Source organism: Roseateles violae (assembly GCF_030410485.1).
In the GTDB taxonomy this organism is placed as follows: Bacteria; Pseudomonadota; Gammaproteobacteria; order Burkholderiales; family Burkholderiaceae_C; genus Roseateles_D; species Roseateles_D violae.
Genome location: NZ_JAUHHC010000005.1, coordinates 398,703 through 417,117, shown reverse-complemented (window position 1 = coordinate 417,117; position 18,415 = coordinate 398,703). Strand labels below are relative to the sequence as shown.

The following is an 18,415-nucleotide window of genomic DNA, read 5'->3' as shown; positions in this document are numbered from 1 at the left end:
ATCGCGGCCGGGCGGGCTCTTGACAGCGGCGCCAAAGCCGGCGAGGCAAAAAAACGAGGCGCCAGCGGCCGGAAGAGGCCTCTGCTGACAGGATTGGCAGCGCGGCCTTCCTAGAATGTCCGCTCCCAGCGTTCCAGCAGGCAGCTCCAATGTCAGAAGAAGGTCTGATCCGCATCCGCGGCGCCCGTCAACACAATCTGAAGAATCTCGACCTGGACATCCGGACCGGCGAGCTGACCGTGGTCACCGGCCCCAGCGGCTCGGGCAAGTCCAGCCTGGTGTTCGACACGCTCTACGCCGAGGGCCAGCGCCGCTATGTCGAGACCTTCTCGGCCTATGCGCGCCAGTTCCTGGACCGCATGGACCGGCCGGCCGTCGACAAGGTCGATGGCGTGCCGCCGGCGATCGCGATCGACCAGACCAACCCGGTGCGCACCAGCCGCTCGACCGTCGGCACGATGACCGAGCTGAACGACCATCTGAAGCTGCTCTACGCGCGTGCGGCCGAGCTGTTCGACCGCAAGACCGCGCAGCCGGTGCGCCACGACACGGCCCAGACGATCTATGCCGAGCTGCTCGAGCGCGCGGCCAAGGCCGGCGACCCGCGCCTGGTGCTGACCTTCCCGGTCGAGCTGCCGGCGGGCACCAGCGCGGAGCAGGTCGAGCAATGGCTGGCGGCGAGCGGCTTTACCCGCGTCCAGGCCGAACGCGAGATCGCCTCGCCGACCGGGCCGCGCAAGCTGCTCGACGTGGTCGCCGACCGCTTCCGCATCGCCGGGGCCGACAAGCAGCGCGCCATGGAGGCGATCGAGCTCGCGCTCAAGCGCGGCGGCGGCCGGCTCAACATCTATGTGCTTCCCGCCGAGGAAGCGCAGGAGACGGAGCTGTGGCGTTACTCGACCGGCCTGCACTGCCCGGACAGCGATCTGCGCTACCAGGATCCGCAGCCGCCGCTGTTCTCCTTCAACTCGGCGATGGGCGCCTGCGAGACCTGCCGCGGCTTCGGCCGCGTGATCGGCGTCGACATGGGTCTGGTGATCCCGGACGAGAAGAAGACCTTGCGCGGCGGCGCGATCAAGCCGATGCAGACGCCGGCCTGGGAGAGCTGCCAGGCCGATCTGATGAAGTACGCGGGCGAGGCCGGTGTGCCGCGCGACACCGCCTGGATGCAGCTGTCGCAGGGCCAGCGCGACTGGGTCGTCAACGGCTCGCCGAACTGGAACGGCAACTGGAACAAGCAGTGGTACGGGGTCAAGCGCTTCTTCGAATACCTGGAGAGCAAGGCCTACAAGATGCACATCCGCGTGCTCTTGTCCAAGTACCGCAGCTACACGACCTGCGGCAGCTGCGGCGGCGCGCGGCTGAAGACCGAGTCGCTGCTGTGGCGTGTCGGCGCCAAGGCGCTGGCCGACGCGGTGCTGCCGGCCGGGCAGCGCATCATGCCGGTCGGCGTCGAATGGACGCGCGCCCAGCTGGAGGCGCTGCCGGGCCTGTCGCTGCACGACATGATGCAACTGCCGCTGCACCGCCTGCGCCGCTTCGTCGACGAGCTGCAATTGCCCAGCACGATGCTGGACGACGCGCTGAAACTGCTGCTGGACGAGATCCGCAACCGCGTGCGCTATCTGTGCGACGTCGGCATCGGCTACCTGACCCTCGATCGCCAGAGCCGCACGCTCAGCGGCGGCGAGGTGCAGCGCATCAACCTGACCACGGCGCTGGGCACCTCACTGGTGAACACCATGTTCGTGCTCGACGAGCCCAGCATCGGCCTGCACCCGCGCGATATGAACCGCATCATCGAGGCGATGCAGCGCCTGCGCGATGCCGGCAACACCCTGGTCGTGGTCGAGCATGACCCGGCGGTAATGCTGGCGGCCGACCGCCTGATCGATATGGGGCCGGGCCCGGGCGAGAAGGGCGGGGCCATCGTCTTCGACGGCACGCCCGAGCAGATCCGCGCGGCCGACACGCTGACCGGCGCCTATCTGGGCGCGCGCAAGCATGTGGGCATGGGGCTGAAGCGCCCGGTCGAGGCGAACACGCCGCGGCTGATCGTCGAGGGCGTGCGCGAACACAATCTGAAGAATGTGACGGTGGAGTTCCCACTGCAGCGCATGGTGGTCGTCACCGGCGTCTCCGGCTCGGGCAAGAGCACGCTGATGCAGGACGTGCTCTATCCGGCGCTGGCGCGGAATTTCGGCCAGGCGACCGAGGCGCCCGGCGCGCACGAGCGCCTGCTGGGCGCCGACTGGCTGGCCGATGCGGTCTTCGTCGACCAGTCGCCGATCGGCAAGACCGCGCGCTCCAACCCGGCCAGCTATGTGGGCGCCTTCGACGAGATCCGCAAGCTCTTCGCCGATGCGCCGCTGGCGCGCGAACGCAGCTACACGGCCGGCTATTTCTCCTTCAATGCCGGCGACGGCCGCTGCCCGACCTGCGGCGGCTCGGGCTTCGAGCATGTGGAGATGCAGTTCCTGTCCGACGTCTATCTGCGCTGCCCCGATTGCGACGGCCGCCGCTACCGCGCCGAGTTGCTGGATGTGAAGCTGCTGCGCGGCGCGCGCGAGCTCTCGGTCGCCGATGTGCTGGAGCTGACCGTCAGCGAGGCGGTCGCCCTGTTCGGCGCCGACCGCGAGGTCGTCGCCAAGCTGCAGCCCATCGTCGACGTCGGCCTCGAATACGTGAAGCTGGGTCAGCCGGTGCCGACCCTGTCCGGCGGCGAGGCACAGCGGCTCAAGCTGGCCGGCTTCCTCGCCGAGGCGGCGGCCTCGGCCAGCAAGACCCGCCAGGCGGTGGCGAAGAAGGGCACGCTGTTCCTGTTCGACGAGCCGACCACGGGCCTGCATTTCGACGATATCGCCAAGCTGATGCGCGCGATGCGCAAGCTGCTGGCGGCCGGCCATTCGCTGATCCTGATCGAGCACAACCTGGACGTGATCCGCGCGGCCGACTGGATCATCGACCTGGGCCCGGAGGGTGGCGAGGACGGCGGCGAGCTGGTCTGCACCGGCACGCCCGAGCAGGTCAAGGAGCACCCGAGCTCGCACACGGCCCAGGCGCTGCGCGACTATGCGGCGCAGATGGACCGCGCGCCGATGAAGGTCGAGGAGGGCCGCCCGCTGCAAAGCCTCGTGCGCGCGCGCCGCAAATCGGCGCAGGACGAGGCGATCCGCATCGTCAATGCGCGCGAACACAATCTGAAGTCGGTCGACGTGGCGATCCCGCGCGGCAAGTTCAATGTGATCACCGGCGTCTCGGGCTCGGGCAAATCGACCCTGGCCTTCGACATCCTGTTCAACGAGGGCCAGCGCCGGTATCTGGAATCGCTGAACGCCTATGCCCGCTCGATCGTGCAGCCGGCCGGCCGGCCCGAGGTCGACGCGGTCTGGGGCATACCGCCGACGGTGGCGATCGAGCAGCGCCTGTCGCGCGGCGGCCGCAAGAGCACGGTCGCCACGACGACCGAGGTCTGGCATTTCCTGCGCCTGCTCTATGTGAAGCTGGGCGTCCAGCACTGCGTCAAGGACGGCACGCCGGTGCGGCCGCAAAGCGTCGAGTCGATCGCGGCGCAGCTCCTGCGCGACTACAAGGGCCGGCATGTCGGGCTGCTGGCGCCGCTGGTCGTCAATCGCAAGGGCCTGTACACCGACCTGGCCAAATGGGCCAAGGCGCGCGGCCACACGCATCTGCGCGTCGACGGCGAGTTCGTGCCGACGGCGGCCTGGCCGCGGCTGGACCGCTTCCGCGAGCACACGCTGGAGCTGCCGGTCGGCGATCTGGTCGTCGGTGCCGACAAGGAGGCCGAGCTGCGCGAGCTGCTGGCCCGCGCGCTGGACCTCGGCAAGGGCGTGCTGCACTGCTTGAGCCCGCTGGACGAATTGCAGGAGGCGATCGCCGACGGCCAGAGCACGGCCGCCATCGGCAGCATCAAGGTCTTCTCGACCAAGCGCGCCTGCCCGACCTGCGGCACCAGCTATGGCGAGCTGGACCCGCGCATGTTCAGCTACAACAGCAAGCATGGCTGGTGCAGCAGCTGCGTGGGGACGGGTCTTGCGCTGACGCGCGAGCAGCGCAAGGCGCTGGACGACTCGGTGCTGGAGAAGGACAACCGCGGCCGCGAGCAGGGCTTCCCGGCCGAGGAGACCGAGGTCGAGGGCCTGGCCGACCAGCCCTGCCCGGACTGCTGCGGCACGCGGCTGAACCCGGCCGCGCGCGCGGTCACCTTCGAGGACCAGGCGATCTCGACCGTGGCCGGCTGGAGCGTGCGCGGGGCGCGCGAATGGGTGGACGGCCTGGCGCTGTCCGGCCGCGATGCCGATATCGCACGCGACGTGATCACCGAGATCCGCGGCCGGCTGGAGTTCCTGGAGGAAGTCGGCCTCGGCTACCTGACCCTGGACCGCGCCGCGCCGACGCTTTCCGGCGGCGAGGCGCAGCGCATCCGCCTGGCGGCCCAGCTGGGCAGCAATCTGCAGGGTGTCTGCTACATCCTCGACGAGCCGACCATCGGCCTGCATCCGCGCGACAACCAGATCCTGCTGAAGGCGCTGGGCACCCTGGGCGACAAGGGCAATACCCTGGTGGTCGTCGAGCACGACGAGGACACCATACGCCGCGCCGATCACATCATCGACATCGGCCCCGGTGCCGGCAAGCGCGGCGGCACCGTGGTGGCCCAGGGCAGCGCGGCCGAGCTGGCCCGCCATGCCGATTCGGTCACCGGCCGCTTCCTGGCCCGGCCGCTGATCCATCCGCTGCAGCAGCGGCGCGAGATGCTCGACGAGGCGCCCAAGCTGCGCGTGCTCGACGCGACCCTGCACAACCTGCGCTCGGTGAGCATCGACGTGCCGCTGCACCGCCTGGTCGCGATCACCGGCGTCTCCGGCTCGGGCAAGAGCACGCTGGCGCGCGACGTGCTGCTGGCCAATATGGCGATGGCCGTGCCGCTGCGGCGCGCGCCGAATCCCTGGATCGGCTGCGCCGGCATCGAGGGCCACGAGCAGGTAGACCGCGTGCTCGAGGTCGACCAGACGCCCATCGGCAAGACGCCGCGCAGTTGCCCGGCCACCTATATCGGCTTCTGGGACGCGATCCGCAAGCTCTTCGCCGAGACGCTGGAGGCCAAGGCGCGCGGCTATGCGCCGAACCGCTTCAGCTTCAACACCGGCGAAGGCCGCTGCCCCGGCTGCGAGGGTCAGGGCATGCGCACGATCGAGATGAGTTTCCTGCCCGATGTGAAGGTGCTCTGCGACCAATGCCATGGCCAGCGCTTCAACCCCGAGACCCTGGGCGTCAGCTGGCGCGGCAAGAGCATCGGCGACGTGCTGCAGATGGAGATCGACGAGGCGGTTGAGTTCTTTGCCGCCATGCCCAATATCGCCCATCCGCTGAAGCTGCTGCAGGACGTGGGCCTCGGCTACCTGACCCTGGGTCAGCCGAGCCCGACCCTGTCCGGCGGCGAGGCGCAACGCATCAAGCTGGTCAGCGAGCTGGTCAAGGTGCGCGACGACGTCACCCGCCGCGGCCAGAAGGCGCCGCACACGCTCTATGTCTTGGACGAGCCGACCGTGGGCCTGCACATGGCCGATGTCGAGCGCCTGATCAAGGTGCTGCACCGCCTGGTCGCCGGCGGCCATTCGGTGGTCGTCATCGAGCATGACCTGGACGTGATCGCCGAGGCCGACTGGGTGATCGACCTGGGTCCCGATGGCGGCACGGCCGGCGGCTCGGTGGTCGTCGCCGGCACGCCGGAGGCCGTGGTCGCCTCGGGCAGCCACTCGGGCGTGGCGCTGGCGCCGGTGCTGGCGCGGACGGCCTGAGGCCCTCGGCGTCCGGCGAGGAGCGGGCGCGATGCAACGGGTGGCGGTGTTCGGCAATGCGGGCGGCGGCAAGTCCACGCTGGCCTGCCGCCTGGCGGCGCTGACCGGACTGCCGCTGCATGTGGTCGACATGATGGAGTTCCGCCCCGGTGGCGCCCGGGTGCCGCAGGACGAATTCCTCGCCGCCCATGCCCAACTGCTGCGGCGCGAGCGCTGGATCATCGACGGCTTTGGCGGCGCCGGCCCGGCCTGGGAGCGTTTCGCCCGGGCCGACACGCTGATCCATGTCGACCTGGCGCTGCCCTGGCACTATCTGGGTGTCACGCATCGCCTGCTGAAGGGCCTGTTCGTGACGCCGGCCGGCTGGCCCGAGGGCAGCCCGATGTGGCGCAGCTCGCTGAGCAGCTACCGCGTGATCCCGCTCTGCCATCGCCATCTGACGCCGCGCTACCGCCAGCTGCTCGCCGAGCAGGCCGGCGCCAAGCGCGTGCATGCGCTGCGCTCGCCGGGGCAGATGCGGGAGTTTCTGGCGGCCGTGGCGCGAGAGACCGTCACGCGCGGCGGTTGAGCTCCATCTCTCGATTTCCAGCAGCTAGCGCAGTCCGGCGGTACCTGGTTCTTTCGCCATGGCCCGACTAGGCTTTTGCTCAGAATCAAGGCGTGTCACTCGCTATCGCGGAACGCATATGGACCAACATTCCACGTCGACCCCTTACGACGCAGCTGCCTTGGCTGGAGCGGCTCTCGCCGGAGCACTGGCTGCGGCAGTGAACCCGGGGCCCTACGACATCTTCAGCGCGATCATCAGCGTCACGATACTGCTGGTCATTTGGGCTTACGAGCGGGGCCGAAACAGGGACTTTGCTCAGAGCCTGGCCCTGGCGGCAGTGGTTGCCTTCGTTTCCTTGCTGCTCCTCGGGCTGCCCTTGGAATTGCTAGCCGGTCAGGGCAGCCTGGATGGTGTGTGTGCTCTTGGGAATGGCAACTGCCGCCCGAATGAGTACGAAACTGCGGTTCCGGACTGGTGGTTAGCCTTGACCTGGATTGCTGTGACGGCAATCGTGACCGCGGTCGACCTGCAGCGCCAAAAGTCGCTGCTGACGAGCGGCGTTTAGTGCAGATTCCGCTTGTCCCGCTTCCTGCCCTTGAAGCTCTTGGGCCGGTAGACATTGCCATCCCATTCGCCGTCCACCATCTTGCTCCCGGCGCGCGCGCGGCGTATCGCCGCCTCGGCCTCGGCCGCCGCGGCGCGGTGCTCGGCGGCGCTGGCGCGGCGCGTGCGCCAGCGCCTGGCCCGCTGCCAGCCGCTTTGCAATCCGCGGCCCAGGCGGCGCAGGCGCTCGTCGAGCCGGCGCTGCTGCGCGGCGGGCAGGGCCATGCGCAAGGCGAGCGCGATGCAGATCAGCAGGACGAGGGCGGCGAGAAATTTTTCGATCATCAGGCCGCTAGTTTCTCCGATGTTCCGCAGAGCGAACGTAAAGGCCCCGACCCGCACCTAGAATCCGCCCGCCCCGAGCCTGGGAGAGCCTGGAGATTGCGTGTGAGTGTGTCGAAGATGATGGGCAGGAGCTGCCGGATTGCTGGTTTGACCGCGGCCCTGCTGGCTGCGGCGGTGCTGACGCCGCAAGCGCTGGCGACCGCGCCGGCCCCGGCGGCGACGCTGAGCCTGGAGCGGCTCTACCGCGCCGAGCCCTACCGCGGCGAGAACGCCAAGGAGCCCGAGTTCAGCCACAGCGGCCGCTATCTGGCCTATCGCTGGAACCCCTTCGGCGAGCCCGGCACCGATCTCTATGTGCACGACAGCAAGACCGGCAAGACCCAGCGCCTCACTTCGCCGGCGCTGATGGCCGCCTTCGACGCGCCCGAGGATCTGGAGCGCTTCGAGCGCAAGCTGAAGCAAAAGCGCGACGAGACGGCCGAGCGCCAGGCCCGCGAGGAGGCGCAGCAGGCCTATCTGGCCGGCCAGGCGGTCGACCTGAACCAATGGGATGTGGCGGCGATCGAGAAGGTCAAGCAGGAGCTTGCCGCGAAGAAGCAGCGCGATGACGCGCAGAAGCTGGCCGACAAGACCGAGGCCGAACAGGAGAAGAAGGCGGCCGCCGCCCTGGCCGCACAGCGCGCCGGCACGGCGGCGCCGATGCCGGATGGCGCTGCGGACAAGGTCGAAAAGAACGAGAAGAACGAGAAGTCGGCCGAAAAAGGCGCCGACAAGGACAGCAAGGAAGGCTGGGAATGGCGCGACGAGCTGAAGAAGTCGCAGGCCAGGAACAGGCTCAAGCCCAGCGATCTCTATCCGGGCGTGGCGCAGATCGTCTGGGCGCACAAGAAGGACGAGCTGATCTTCCAGTACCGCGGCGGATTGTTCCGCTGGGTCGCCGGCGAAGCCAGGGTCCAGCCGCTGCTGAACACGCAGCGCGAGCTGAAGATCGTCGCCTACACGCCCGATGACCAGGGCTTTGTCTTCACCGACGAGAGCCGCGTGCTGCGCGCGCAGTTCAAGGCCGCAGGCGTGCAGGTGCTGAACCGCGAGCTGATCCATCCGGACGATGCGGAGAAGAAGTACAAGATCGAGTCCACCGTGCTCAGCGACGATGGCCGCTGGATGGCCCTGGTCGGCCGCGCGCCCCTGAAGGGCGCCGAGGACGGCAAGCCGGCCGCCGCGCCGGCGCCGGGCCGCCAGGTGGAGATCATGAATTACGCCGAGCGCTGGGCGACGGCCAAGAAGGTGCCGCGCGAGGTCAGCGACGACAAGCGCACGGAGAAGCCGCTGGCCGTCTACATCCGCCGCGTGCCCGAGGCCGGCGAGGCGCCGCGCCGTCAGGCCGAGCCGGTGTTCACGCAGGCCGGCGGCGACGGCTGGTTCGAGATCAGCGAAGTGGTGTGGGCGCGCGACGGCAGCCATTACGCCTTCGTCACCTGGGAGCGCGAGAAGGAGCTGCTGCGCGTCTACCTCGGCGGTACGCAACAATGCCCCCAGGGTGACGGAGTACGTCGCCCACCCCCCGAGGGGGCGAAGGAAGCTTGGGGCGGCCCGGCGCTTCCTTGCGAGTCCGCCAAGCCCGAGATCGTGCTCGAGCGCCGCGGCAATGTCGGCCATGAGGTGGTCAATGTGATGAAGCCGGCCTTCACGCCGGACGGCAAGCAGCTGGTGCTGAACCTGGACGAGAGCGGCTGGCGCCAGCCCCATGCCTGGGACATTGCCGCCAGGACGCTGCGTCCGCTGCTGAAGGGCGAGTTCGAGGCCTACCAGGTGCTGGGCTTCACGCCGGACAGCAGGCAGATGTTCGTGGCCGCCAACAAGGACGACCTCGGCGCGATGAACCTGTTCCGCGTGGCGATGCAGGACGGCGCGATGACGGCGCTGGGCACGGCCGGCGAATACCACCGCAATGCGGTCGTCTCCGAGGACGGCCAGTGGCTGGCCGCCAATGCTGGCAACTGGGCCGAGCGCCCCGAGCTGAAGCTGATCAACGCCGCCAGGCCGGCCGCAGCCAAGACCCTGACCGACAGCCATGACAAGACCTGGACCCAGCTCGACCTGCTGCGGCCCGAGCGCTTCTCCTTCAGGAACCGTCACGGCGACCAGATCGCCGCCTATGTGTTCAAGCCGGCCGGCTGGCAAACCACCGACCGCCGCCCGGCCGTCGTCTACACCTATGGCGGCCCGCTGAACGACCGCCACATCGTCGAGGTCGATTCCTTCCAGCAGACCGGCTATGTGTTCGCCATGTATATGGCGGCGCGGCATGGCTATGTGACGGTGGCGGTCGACCCGCGCGGCCATTCCAACTACGGCCGCAAGTTCTCCGACGCGAACTGGGAGCAGGCCGGCGCGCCGCAGGCGGAGGATCTCGAAGACCTGCACAAGTACATGGCGGCGAACCTGGGCGTCGATCCGCAGCGCGTCGGCCTCAACGGCTGGAGCTTCGGCGGCTTCCAGACCCAGTACACGCTGTACACCAAGCCCGATCTCTTCGCCGCCGGCATCGCCGGCGCCGGCCCGACCGAATGGGAGAACTACAACAGCTGGTACAGCGGCCGCACGATCGGCAAGGTCGACCGCACGAAGCCGAATCTGCGCAAGTACTCGCTGCTGCCGCTGGCGCGCCATCTGAAGAAGCCGCTGCTGCTGGTGCACGGCATGCAGGACCCGAACGTGCTCTACCAGGACACGGTCAATGTCTACCGCGCCCTGCTCGAATCGGGCAAGGACGCGCTGGTCGACCTCTACCTCGACCCGGACGGCGAGCATGCGATGGGCGGCACGGTCAAGCCGGTCGGCCTGCACCGCAAGTACGAGGCCTTCTGGCTGCAGCACCTGGGCACGGCGATGCGCTGATTGCTCGAGGAGCGAAGCGCGCGGCGCCGTCCCCAGCGCCGCGTGCGCAAAAGCTCACGGATCCGCTCTCTTCTCCCCCGCTTGTGCGGGGGAGTCCCCGTATTCGCGGGATGCGCAGGCCGCCGCCGACCCGGACACTCGCGCCCTGCGCCGCAAGAAGAAGCAGCAATCAGAACAAAGCCCGGATGGAGCGCGGCGGCCGCCATCCAGACGATGCGAGGGAATCCGCAATGATGAAGAAGAACACGATCAAGGCCCTGACCCTGAGCGCCGGCCTGCTGGCCAGCCTGTCCTCGGCCGAGGCCGCCAACGTCATCCTGAACGGCGAGTTCGATGCCGGCCTGAGCGGCTTCTCGTCCAGCTATGCGATCGGCGGCGACGCCTATGCGCCGGGGGTCGTCAATGTGGGCAGCAATCCGAACGCGCTGCACAGCGGCTGGGCCAGCTTCGGCGCCTTCAGCGGCGAGAACATGCTGATCGTCAACGGCGGCGAGAGCCTGGCCAGCAACGTCGTCTGGTCGCAAACCATCCATCTGACGGCCGGCACCAGCTACGACTTCACGGCCGCCGCCGCCAGCGTCTACAGCGGCAACCCGTCCAAGCTGCAGGCCGTGCTGACGGTCGGCGCCGTCGACCATGTGCTGGGCACGGTGCAGCTGGGCGCCGCGGGCGAATGGCAGAGCTGGGGCGGCAGCGTCGTCTCGCCCTTCAGCGGCAGCGCGCAGCTGAAGCTGCTGAACCTGTCGACCGACTACAACGGCAACGACTTCGCGATCGACTACCTGTCGCTGACCAGCGCCGTGCCCGAGCCGCAAAGCCTGGCCCTGATGCTGGCCGGCCTCGGCGCGATGGGCTTCGTCGCCCGCCGGCGTCAGCGCGGCTGAGCGGCCGCCCGGACGAAGGCAGCGTCATGAGGACGCCATGGCAAAGGGCCCCGCGGGGCCCTTTTCTTTTGGCTGCCGCCAGGCGCGGTTTCAGGCCCGCCGCGCGTACAGCGCCAGCACCGCGTCCGGGATCGCCCGGCTCAGCGCATCGCGCTCGTGCGGATCGGCCAGGCGCTCGCGCTCGGCCTCGGGCAGCTGTGCCTCGTCGGCGCCCAGCAGCGTGATCGGCTCCAGCAGCGCGGCCGTCTCGGCCTGCTCGAACAGCGGCGCCCAGGCCGCGGGCGCCAGGTCGACGGCGCTCATGAAGCCGATCGCCCAGTCCTCCGCGTCGGTCAGCTCTTCCTGCTCGTCCTCGCCGTCGAACTCGGCGACGCTGAAGATCGGCTCCCAAGTCGCCTGCGCGCCGGCCCAGTGGAAGGCGATCGAGCGCAGATGGCGCAGCACCAGCAGGATCACGCGCTTCTTCTGCTTGCCGCTGGCAAAGGGGGCGTTGTCGCCCTCGCCATCGCCGCCCCAGATCGTCGGCAGCCAGTCGGCGCCGGGCTTGTCGGCCAGCGGCTCGGGGCTCAGCAGCAGGCCGGCCAGATAACCGTCCAGCGCCTCGATATTCATGGCGCCATCGCTGGGCAGATTGGCTAGCAGCTCGTCCAGCGTCGACAGCTCCTCGTCGCTGAGCGGCAAATGGTCGGATTCGGGTTTGTAGTGCGGATATTCCATGGCGGTTTTCTTCTTCTCTGTCAGCCGTGCCGGCCGTGGCGGCTCTTCGGCTTCTTGGCGTCGAATTCGGCGAGCTGGGACTTCAGCAGCGCCATCAGCACGCGCGCGTTCTGCTCGGTCATCGAGATGACCGAACTCGGCTCGATGCCTTCGAGCGGCTGCTTCTCGGCGATCAGCGCGTCGACCTTGAACATCACTAGGCCGTTGAGCGTGTTCGACGCGGCCTTGAACTTGCTGACTTCGATGTTGTGGATCTTCATGCCCCGATTGTCCCCTGTCTGCCGCGGTGCTCAGCGCTGACGCTGGCGCTCGTCGACGAAGCGCTGCAGGTCCTGCAGGCGGATCTCGCCGCGGCCGTCGCTGTCCAGCGCCTGGAAGTTCTGCACCGCGAAGCCCCAGCCGGCGCGGCGCGCCTCGTCCAGGCTCAACGCGCCGCGACCGGCCGCATCGGCCTGGCGGAACTGCTGCGCCAGCTTGCCCATCACCTGGGCGCGCAGCGCGGCGCCGCTGCTCGGCGCGGCCAGCGGCGCCGCGCGCGCGCCGGGCGGCAGCCAGGGATCGGCCAGCGGCTCGACGCGGCTTTGCGCCAGCGCGCCGCCGGTGGCGAGCAGGGCGGCCGCGCAGCCGATCAGGCTTTTCTTCATCGCAGGCTCCTTCAGGGCGTGGCGGCGAGGCCGCGCAGCAGGACGGTCAGATCGGCGGCCAGGGCCGGCCGCACCTGCTCGTCCAGATAGGTCATATGGCCGCCGACATAGCGGCGCAGCTGCAGGCCGGCCGGCGCGCTGCCGAGCCGGGCCAGGTCCAGTTCGGTCTGGCGGAAGGGCGTGGCCAGGTCGTGATAACCGCCGATGACGAAGACCTTCAGATCGGGCTTCAGGGTCAGTGCCAGCGCAAGATCGGGAATCGCGTCGGGCAGCGGGTGACCATCGTGGCGCCAGTCCCAGAGATTGATGCTGGCCTCGTTGAACATCAGATAGGGCACGGCCGCCTGGTACTTCAGCTGGCGCAGATAGTCGCCGATGGCGCCGCGGAAGGCCGCGGTCAGCACCGTGTTCGACGGGTCGCCCTCGCTGGCCAGCGGCGTGCCGAGGGCGGCGGCGATGCGGCTGTCGTAGCGGCCCAGCAATTGCTGCGGCAGCAGCAGGCGGCGGTACTGCTCGGGCCCCAGCAGCGGCGCGGTCTGCCAGTCGCTGGCGGCCAGGCCGCTGTAGTCGGCCAGTTGCTGGCTCATCGCCATCGACAGCGGCAGGTGGCTGCTCAGATAAAGCTGGGCGGCCGGCTCGTAGCTGGCGCCCACATAGTCGACGATGCCCTGGACGAAGCCGGGCAGGGCGGCGTCCAGATTGGCCGGCTGCGGCCGCGCGCGCTGGAACCAGGCGGCCGTCGCGCCATAGCTGGGCACGAAGCTGCCGCAGCTGAGCCGGCCCGGCTCGAGCACCGCGCAGTTGCTGTTGTAGTCGAGGATGGCGGACTGCAGCACCAGGCCCTTCAGCGGCGCGCCGGCCGCCAGCAGCGCCTGGGCCAGGATGGGCGTGCGCAGGCCGCCATAGGATTCACCGTAGAGCAGCAGCGGCGCGCTGCCGCGCTGCGTCTTGGCCGTGTAGCGCAGCACGAAGTCGCGGAAGATCGCCGCATCCTGGTCCACGCCCCAGAAGCTGCGGTTGTTGTTCGGCGCGATCGCCTGCGAGTAGCCGGTGCCGACCGCGTCGACGAAGACCAGATCGGCCTCGCCGAGCAGGCTCAGCGGGTTGTCGACCAGGGTGGCCTGCGGCAAGGTCGTTGACGGCATGTTCGTGACCAGGCGCTTGGGCCCCCAGGAGCCCAGATGCAGCCAGACCGAGGCCGAGCCGGGACCGCCGTTGTAGAAGAAGACGATGGGCCGGGTGGCCGGCGCGCCCTTGGCCGTGTAGGCGATGTAGAACATGCTGGCGCCCGCCGGCGTGCCGGCATTCAGGTGGCCGACGCTGGCGGTGTAGTCCAGCGTGGCGCCGCTGGCCAGGGTCAGGCGCTGCTCGGTCTGCGCCGCGGCCTCGCTGGCGCTGGGCAGCGAATCGCTGGCGCCGCTGGCGTAGACGGTCGGATCGACGACGAGGGCCGGGTCGACGGCGGGCGGCTCGGGCGCGCTGCCGGACCCGCCACCGCCGCCGCCGCAGGCGGCCAGCAAGCCAAGCAGCAGGGCAAGACATGCCCCCGCAAGCCGCGCCCTGGGGCGGCCGCCGTTTCCTTCATCGACCTTGGGGCTGCTGCTCATCGGGCCTCCGTCGAGCTGGCGATCGAGTGCCTACTATGCCAGCCTCTTGGCGCGCGGCCACAGCCGTTTCGCCAGGCTGACCAGGGCCAGGCACAGCGCGCCCGCGGCCAGGCCGGTCAGCGCGTCCACCGCAAGACCTGCCACCGGGCCGAGCCAGGCGGCCAGCGCCTGCGGCGCGCCATGCAGCCAGGGCAGGCCGTGGGCCAGGATGCCGCCGCCGACCAGGAACATCGCCGCCGTGCCGGCCACCGACAGCGCCTTCATCAGCCAGGGCGCCGCGGCCAGGATCGCGCGCCCCAGTTGGCGGCTCGCCGCTTCCGGGCGGCGGCTCAGATAGAGGCCGGCATCATCGAGTTTGACGATGGCGGCGACCAAGCCGTAGACGCCTATCGTCATCAAGGCGGCCACGCCCGTCAGCACCAGCAGCCGGGTCGGAAAGGCCGCCTCGGCGACGGTGCCCAGCGTGATCGCGATGATCTCGGCCGAAAGGATGAAGTCGGTGCGCACGGCGCCGCGGATCTTCTCCTGCGCAACGACGGTCATGTCCTGCGCCGGATCGGCCAGCGCGGCGCTGAGCGCCTGGTGCTCGGCGGCGTCCTCGTCCTTGCTGTGCAGGAGGCCATGCGCCAGCTTCTCGAAGCCCTCGAAGCACAGATAGGCGCCCCCGACCATCAGCAGCGGCGTGACGGCCCAGGGCGCCCAGGCGCTGATCGCCAGCGCCGCTGGCACCAGGATCGCCTTGTTGCGCGCGGAACCCTTGAACACCGCCCAGACGACCGGCAGTTCGCGCTCGGCCGGCACGCCGCTGACCTGCTGCGCGTTCAGCGCGAGGTCGTCGCCCAGCACGCCGCTGGTTTTCTTGGCCGCCAGCTTGGACAGCAGCGCGACATCGTCGAGCAGGCTGGCAATATCGTCGAGCAATGCAAGAAGGCTGGAAGCCATGGACAATCCCGGTCGTGATTCGAGTGCGTTCGCGCCTTTGTACCAAACCCCCTTGAAACCGCTTTGTCGATGAAACCGATCCTCGTCCTAGCCATTTCCGCAGGCATGTTGATTGCCTCCCCGACCCTTCGCGCCGACACGGCCGGCGCGCCCGCGAAGGCGGTCTATGACGAGCAGGCCGATGCGCGCGCCGAGCTCAATCGCGCGCTTGCCGCGGCGCAGTCGCAGCAGAAAAACGTGCTGGTCGTGTTTGGTGCCAACTGGTGCGGCGACTGCCTGGCGCTGGAGCGCAAGATGAGCGCGGGCTCACTGGCCAGCCATGTCTCCAAGCGCTTTGTCGTGCTGAAGGTCGATGTGGGCCGCTTCAACCGCAACACCGATCTGGCGGCCCAGATGGGCGTGCCGCTGAAGAAGGGCATCCCGGCCGTCGCGGTGCTCGAACGCGATGGCGGCGTGCTCAGCGCGACCGGCGGCGGCGAGCTGGCCGATGCCCGCAATATGGGGGATGAAGCGGTGCTGAAGGTCTTCGAAGGCCTGCACGCGCGTCCCTGATATCGGCTGCCTCCGTCGAGGGGTCAAACCTTGCCTTTTACTTGGCGAGCGCCTAGCTTTTGGGCATGGCACGTCCTCTACGCATCGAATTCCCCGGCGCGGTCTATCACGTCAGCTCGAGGCGCGCGGCCGGCGCGCCGGCCTTTGCCGACGACGATGACCGCCAGGTCCTGCTCGATCTGCTTGCCCAGGCGATGCAGCGCTTCGACGCGCAGGTGCTCGCCTATTGCCTGCTGCCCGACCATTACGACCTGGTGCTCTACACGCGTCAGGCCAATCTGTCGCGGCTGATGCGCCATGTCAACGGCGTCTACACCCAGTACCACAACCGCCGCCATGGCGGCTCCGGCGCGCTTTTCCAGGGGCGCTTCCGCGCGGTGCTGGTCGACCGCGAGGCGCTGCTGCTCGATCTGTGCCGCTATGTCGAGCTGAGCCCGCAGCGCCTGGGCCTGGTGTCCGGCGCCCAAGACTGGCCCTGGTCCAGCTACCGCGCCCATGCGGGGCTGGAGGAGGCCCCGCCCTGGCTCGATGTCGACGGCCTACACGGCTATGTGCTGAGCCGCCCGGCCACGACGGCGGCCGAGCACCGGCGCGCCGCCGAGCGCTATGCCAGGCTGGTCGCCAGCGAGCCCGAGCTCGATCTCTGGGCCGGCCGCCTGCGCCAGCAGATCTTCCTCGGCGACGCCGCCTTCGCCGAGAAGATGCGCGCCTGGGCGGCGCGGGCCAGCGGCAATGGCGCGCGCCGCGCGGCGCGGCCCAAGGCCTGGGCCGACTGGCTGCGCGAGAGTGAGTCGCGCGAGGAGGCGCTGTACCGCGCCCATACCGAGGGCGGCCTCTCGATGACGACCCTGGCCGGTGCGCTGGACCTGTCGGTCTCGCGTGTCAGCCGCCTGATCGCCGGCTACGAGCGCGCGCAGGCCGAGGCCACCGCTTGATGCCCCACCTGCCGGGCTGGGCGGCATGCGGCCTGCTGGCGCTCGCCTTCTGCGCCCCGGCCCGGGCGCAGCCCCAGCCCCAAACCTATGCCGGCCCGCTGTTTGACGCCCATCTGCACTACAACGTCGAGGCGCAGCAGCCGCATCCGCTGGCCGATGTGCTGGGCCGCATGCAGCGCGCCGGCGTGCGCGCGATCGTCGCCAACAGCCGGCCCAATGCCGGCACGCAAGACCTGGCCTCAGCCCGCGAGGCGACGCGCGCGGCCGGCGTGCAGGTCGTTCCCTTCGTGCGCCTGTACCGAAATCGCGCCGACTACAACGGCTGGTTCGCCGACGAGAGCATCTACCGGATGGTGCTTGAGGAGCTGGCGCGCGGCACGGCGGCCGGGCCCTATCGCGGTCTCGGCGAATTTCATCTCTACGACAGCGCCAATGCCGACGGGCCGGTGGCGCGCCAGTTGATGCAGCTGGCCGCCGAGCGCGGGCTGGTCGTGCTGGCCCATGTGGATGACGATGCGATCGACAAGCTGATGGCCCATGCGCCGCAGGCTCGACTGATCTGGGCCCATACCGGCATCGGCGGCACGCCGATTGCGCGGGTACGCGAATTACTGCAACGTTATCCGCAATTGAGGGGCGAGCTGTCCTACCGCCCGGGCCTGCTGGAGGACGGCCGGCTCGGCCCCGCCTGGAAGGCCTTGCTGAGCGAACAGCCGCAGCGCTTCCTGATCGGCTCCGACACCTGGGTCAACCAGCGCTGGCAGCATTACGAGGCCTTGATGTCCGAGGCGCGCAGCTGGCTCGGCGAGCTGCCGCCGGCCGCCGCACGCAAGATCGCCTGGGAGAACGGCGCGGCGCTGTTCGGGCTGACGGCCGAGTGATTCGATCCCGTGCCGATCGATCAATCGGCCGCGGCACCTTGTTCGAGCAGCCATTCGCGCAGCTGCCGCAGCGCGCGGCTCGATTGCGCCGCGCGGCGCGTGCACAGCATATAGCCGCCGCCGACCTCGACCGGGCGCGCGAAGGGGATGACGATGCGGCCGCTGGCCAGCTCGTCGTCGATCAGGCAGCGCTGCACGACGGCCACACCGAGCCCCGCCAGCACGCCCTGCACCAGCATCGCCACCTGCTCGAAATCGGCGCTGGCCGCGAGCGTGTCCAGTCGCTCCGGCTCGACGCCGACCGCCGCCAGCCAGGCGCGCCAATGGTCGGGGTAATGGGTGTGGAACAGCAGCGGCCGCGCCAGCAGATCGGCCGGCTCGCGCAGCGGCGGCTCGGCCGCGATGTCCTGCGGGCGGCAGATCGGCACGATGGCGCGGCCGACGATGTAGTCGGCGACGATGCCATTGGGCCAATGCGCCTCGGCGGGCCGCAGCCAGGCATCCACCTCGGCGGCGCCGAAATCCTCCTCGCGCTGATAGGGCACCAGCGCCAGCGCGATCTGCGGATGGCGGGCCTGCCAGTCGGGCAGGCGCGGGATCAGCCATTGGCTGGCCAGGGTCGGCGCCACCGACAGGCGCAGCCGGGTCGGGGCCAGCGGCGCGCGCTGGGCCAGCGCGGCGGCCTCCAGGCTTTGCAGCGCCGGCTCGATCTGCGCCAGGTACTCGCGGCCGGCCGTTGTCAGCTCGGCGCCGCGGGCCTGGCGCACGAACAGGGTCTGGCCCAGTTCCTCCTCCAGCTTGCGCAAGGCCCGGCTGATCGCGCCCTGGGTCACGCAGAGCTGCTCGGCGGCCTTCGAGAAACTGCCGTGGCGGGCGGCCGCGGCAAAGGCATGCAGTTCGTGCAGGGACGGGGAGTGAATGCGCATGGGACGATTGTGCAAGGGCGCTGAAAAGCCTGCCGTGACCGTTTGTAGAGGGTGCGCATCTATCCCCGGCGGCTGTGGATAAGCGCGTGGGCAAGCTGCCCACAGCGTGCGCAAGCGCTTGATCGCCCAGGGATTTTCTTGCGCTGCCGCATTCTTGAGCACAGTA

Annotated in this window: 15 protein-coding genes; 8 read left to right on the top strand and 7 right to left on the bottom strand. The window is 69.5% G+C overall.

Annotation, left to right across the window (positions count from 1 at the left end; genetic code table 11):
• Positions 1-149: 149 nt before the first annotated feature.
• From uvrA to QWJ38_RS19510, 3 genes are all read left to right on the top strand, one after another.
• A complete protein-coding gene (uvrA, locus tag QWJ38_RS19520) occupies positions 150-5,822 on the top strand; it encodes an excinuclease ABC subunit UvrA (RefSeq protein ID WP_290360788.1) in 5,673 nt (1,890 codons plus the stop codon).
• Between the two features lie 31 nt (positions 5,823-5,853).
• Positions 5,854-6,390 (top strand): P-loop NTPase family protein, encoded by a 537-nt coding sequence (locus QWJ38_RS19515; protein ID WP_290360787.1) that lies wholly within the window; start codon positions 5,854-5,856, stop codon positions 6,388-6,390.
• 118 nt (positions 6,391-6,508) lie between these two features.
• Positions 6,509-6,937: a hypothetical protein gene (locus QWJ38_RS19510; protein WP_290360786.1), complete on the top strand. Its 429-nt coding sequence runs from the start codon at positions 6,509-6,511 to the stop codon at positions 6,935-6,937.
• Here the strand turns inward: QWJ38_RS19510 and QWJ38_RS19505 are convergent.
• Positions 6,934-7,260, bottom strand: coding sequence for a hypothetical protein (locus QWJ38_RS19505; RefSeq protein ID WP_290360785.1), 327 nt, complete (start codon positions 7,258-7,260; stop codon positions 6,934-6,936). The genes QWJ38_RS19510 and QWJ38_RS19505 overlap by 4 nt on opposite strands.
• A gap of 147 nt (positions 7,261-7,407) precedes the next feature.
• Here QWJ38_RS19505 and QWJ38_RS19500 point away from each other — a divergent pair, with 147 nt between their 5' ends.
• Together QWJ38_RS19500 and QWJ38_RS19495 are read left to right on the top strand one after the other, a co-directional pair.
• Positions 7,408-10,161 (top strand): prolyl oligopeptidase family serine peptidase, encoded by a 2,754-nt coding sequence (locus QWJ38_RS19500; RefSeq protein ID WP_290360784.1) that lies wholly within the window; start codon positions 7,408-7,410, stop codon positions 10,159-10,161.
• Positions 10,162-10,391: 230 nt separating this feature from the next.
• The gene (locus tag QWJ38_RS19495) at positions 10,392-11,045 is read left to right on the top strand and encodes a PEP-CTERM sorting domain-containing protein (protein WP_290360783.1); all 654 of its coding nucleotides are present in this window, start codon (positions 10,392-10,394) and stop codon (positions 11,043-11,045) included.
• Between the two features lie 90 nt (positions 11,046-11,135).
• On the opposite strand, the gene QWJ38_RS19490 is transcribed toward QWJ38_RS19495, so the two are convergent.
• From QWJ38_RS19490 to QWJ38_RS19470, 5 genes are read right to left on the bottom strand one after another with little or no spacing between them, the layout of a single operon-like run.
• Entirely contained in the window at positions 11,136-11,762 is a 627-nt protein-coding gene (locus QWJ38_RS19490; RefSeq protein WP_290360782.1) for a UPF0149 family protein, read from the bottom strand.
• 20 nt (positions 11,763-11,782) lie between these two features.
• Complete coding sequence (locus tag QWJ38_RS19485) at positions 11,783-12,022, bottom strand: hypothetical protein (protein ID WP_290360781.1); 240 nt, start codon at positions 12,020-12,022, stop codon at positions 11,783-11,785.
• 30 nt (positions 12,023-12,052) lie between these two features.
• Entirely contained in the window at positions 12,053-12,406 is a 354-nt protein-coding gene (locus QWJ38_RS19480) for an EF-hand domain-containing protein (RefSeq protein WP_290360780.1), read from the bottom strand.
• An 11-nt stretch (positions 12,407-12,417) separates the two neighbouring features.
• Positions 12,418-14,013 (bottom strand): S10 family serine carboxypeptidase-like protein, encoded by a 1,596-nt coding sequence (locus QWJ38_RS19475; RefSeq protein WP_290360779.1) that lies wholly within the window; start codon positions 14,011-14,013, stop codon positions 12,418-12,420.
• A 33-nt stretch (positions 14,014-14,046) separates the two neighbouring features.
• Positions 14,047-14,955, bottom strand: a complete 909-nt coding sequence (locus QWJ38_RS19470; protein ID WP_290360778.1) for a DUF808 domain-containing protein — start codon at positions 14,953-14,955, stop codon at positions 14,047-14,049.
• A gap of 105 nt (positions 14,956-15,060) precedes the next feature.
• On the opposite strand from QWJ38_RS19470, the gene QWJ38_RS19465 reads away from it, so the two are divergent.
• The 3 genes from QWJ38_RS19465 (at position 15,061) to QWJ38_RS19455 (ending at position 17,323) form a co-directional block, all read left to right on the top strand.
• Positions 15,061-15,507, top strand: a complete 447-nt coding sequence (locus QWJ38_RS19465; protein WP_290360777.1) for a thioredoxin family protein — start codon at positions 15,061-15,063, stop codon at positions 15,505-15,507.
• A gap of 65 nt (positions 15,508-15,572) precedes the next feature.
• On the top strand, positions 15,573-16,442 hold the full coding sequence (locus QWJ38_RS19460; RefSeq protein WP_290360776.1) for a transposase: 870 nt from the start codon (positions 15,573-15,575) through the stop codon (positions 16,440-16,442).
• Positions 16,442-17,323: an amidohydrolase family protein gene (locus QWJ38_RS19455; protein ID WP_290360775.1), complete on the top strand. Its 882-nt coding sequence runs from the start codon at positions 16,442-16,444 to the stop codon at positions 17,321-17,323. Before QWJ38_RS19460 ends, QWJ38_RS19455 begins: the two co-directional genes overlap by 1 nt.
• A gap of 20 nt (positions 17,324-17,343) precedes the next feature.
• On the opposite strand, the gene QWJ38_RS19450 is transcribed toward QWJ38_RS19455, so the two are convergent.
• A complete protein-coding gene (locus QWJ38_RS19450; protein WP_290360774.1) occupies positions 17,344-18,249 on the bottom strand; it encodes a LysR substrate-binding domain-containing protein in 906 nt (301 codons plus the stop codon).
• Positions 18,250-18,415 lie beyond the last annotated feature (166 nt).

What these genes read in the sequence shown, in the direction of transcription:
- uvrA (WP_290360788.1), top strand. Translation starts at nt 150, where the DNA reads ATGTCAGAAGAAGGTCTGATCCGCATCCGCGGCGCCCGTCAACACAAT.
- QWJ38_RS19515 (WP_290360787.1), top strand. Translation starts at nt 5,854, where the DNA reads ATGCAACGGGTGGCGGTGTTCGGCAATGCGGGCGGCGGCAAGTCCACG.
- QWJ38_RS19510 (WP_290360786.1), top strand. Translation starts at nt 6,509, where the DNA reads ATGGACCAACATTCCACGTCGACCCCTTACGACGCAGCTGCCTTGGCT.
- QWJ38_RS19505 (WP_290360785.1), bottom strand. Translation starts at nt 7,260, where the DNA reads ATGATCGAAAAATTTCTCGCCGCCCTCGTCCTGCTGATCTGCATCGCG.
- QWJ38_RS19495 (WP_290360783.1), top strand. Translation starts at nt 10,392, where the DNA reads ATGATGAAGAAGAACACGATCAAGGCCCTGACCCTGAGCGCCGGCCTG.
- QWJ38_RS19490 (WP_290360782.1), bottom strand. Translation starts at nt 11,762, where the DNA reads ATGGAATATCCGCACTACAAACCCGAATCCGACCATTTGCCGCTCAGC.
- QWJ38_RS19485 (WP_290360781.1), bottom strand. Translation starts at nt 12,022, where the DNA reads ATGAAGATCCACAACATCGAAGTCAGCAAGTTCAAGGCCGCGTCGAAC.
- QWJ38_RS19480 (WP_290360780.1), bottom strand. Translation starts at nt 12,406, where the DNA reads ATGAAGAAAAGCCTGATCGGCTGCGCGGCCGCCCTGCTCGCCACCGGC.
- QWJ38_RS19475 (WP_290360779.1), bottom strand. Translation starts at nt 14,013, where the DNA reads ATGAGCAGCAGCCCCAAGGTCGATGAAGGAAACGGCGGCCGCCCCAGG.
- QWJ38_RS19470 (WP_290360778.1), bottom strand. Translation starts at nt 14,955, where the DNA reads ATGGCTTCCAGCCTTCTTGCATTGCTCGACGATATTGCCAGCCTGCTC.
- QWJ38_RS19465 (WP_290360777.1), top strand. Translation starts at nt 15,061, where the DNA reads ATGTTGATTGCCTCCCCGACCCTTCGCGCCGACACGGCCGGCGCGCCC.
- QWJ38_RS19460 (WP_290360776.1), top strand. Translation starts at nt 15,573, where the DNA reads ATGGCACGTCCTCTACGCATCGAATTCCCCGGCGCGGTCTATCACGTC.
- QWJ38_RS19455 (WP_290360775.1), top strand. Translation starts at nt 16,442, where the DNA reads ATGCCCCACCTGCCGGGCTGGGCGGCATGCGGCCTGCTGGCGCTCGCC.
- QWJ38_RS19450 (WP_290360774.1), bottom strand. Translation starts at nt 18,249, where the DNA reads ATGCGCATTCACTCCCCGTCCCTGCACGAACTGCATGCCTTTGCCGCG.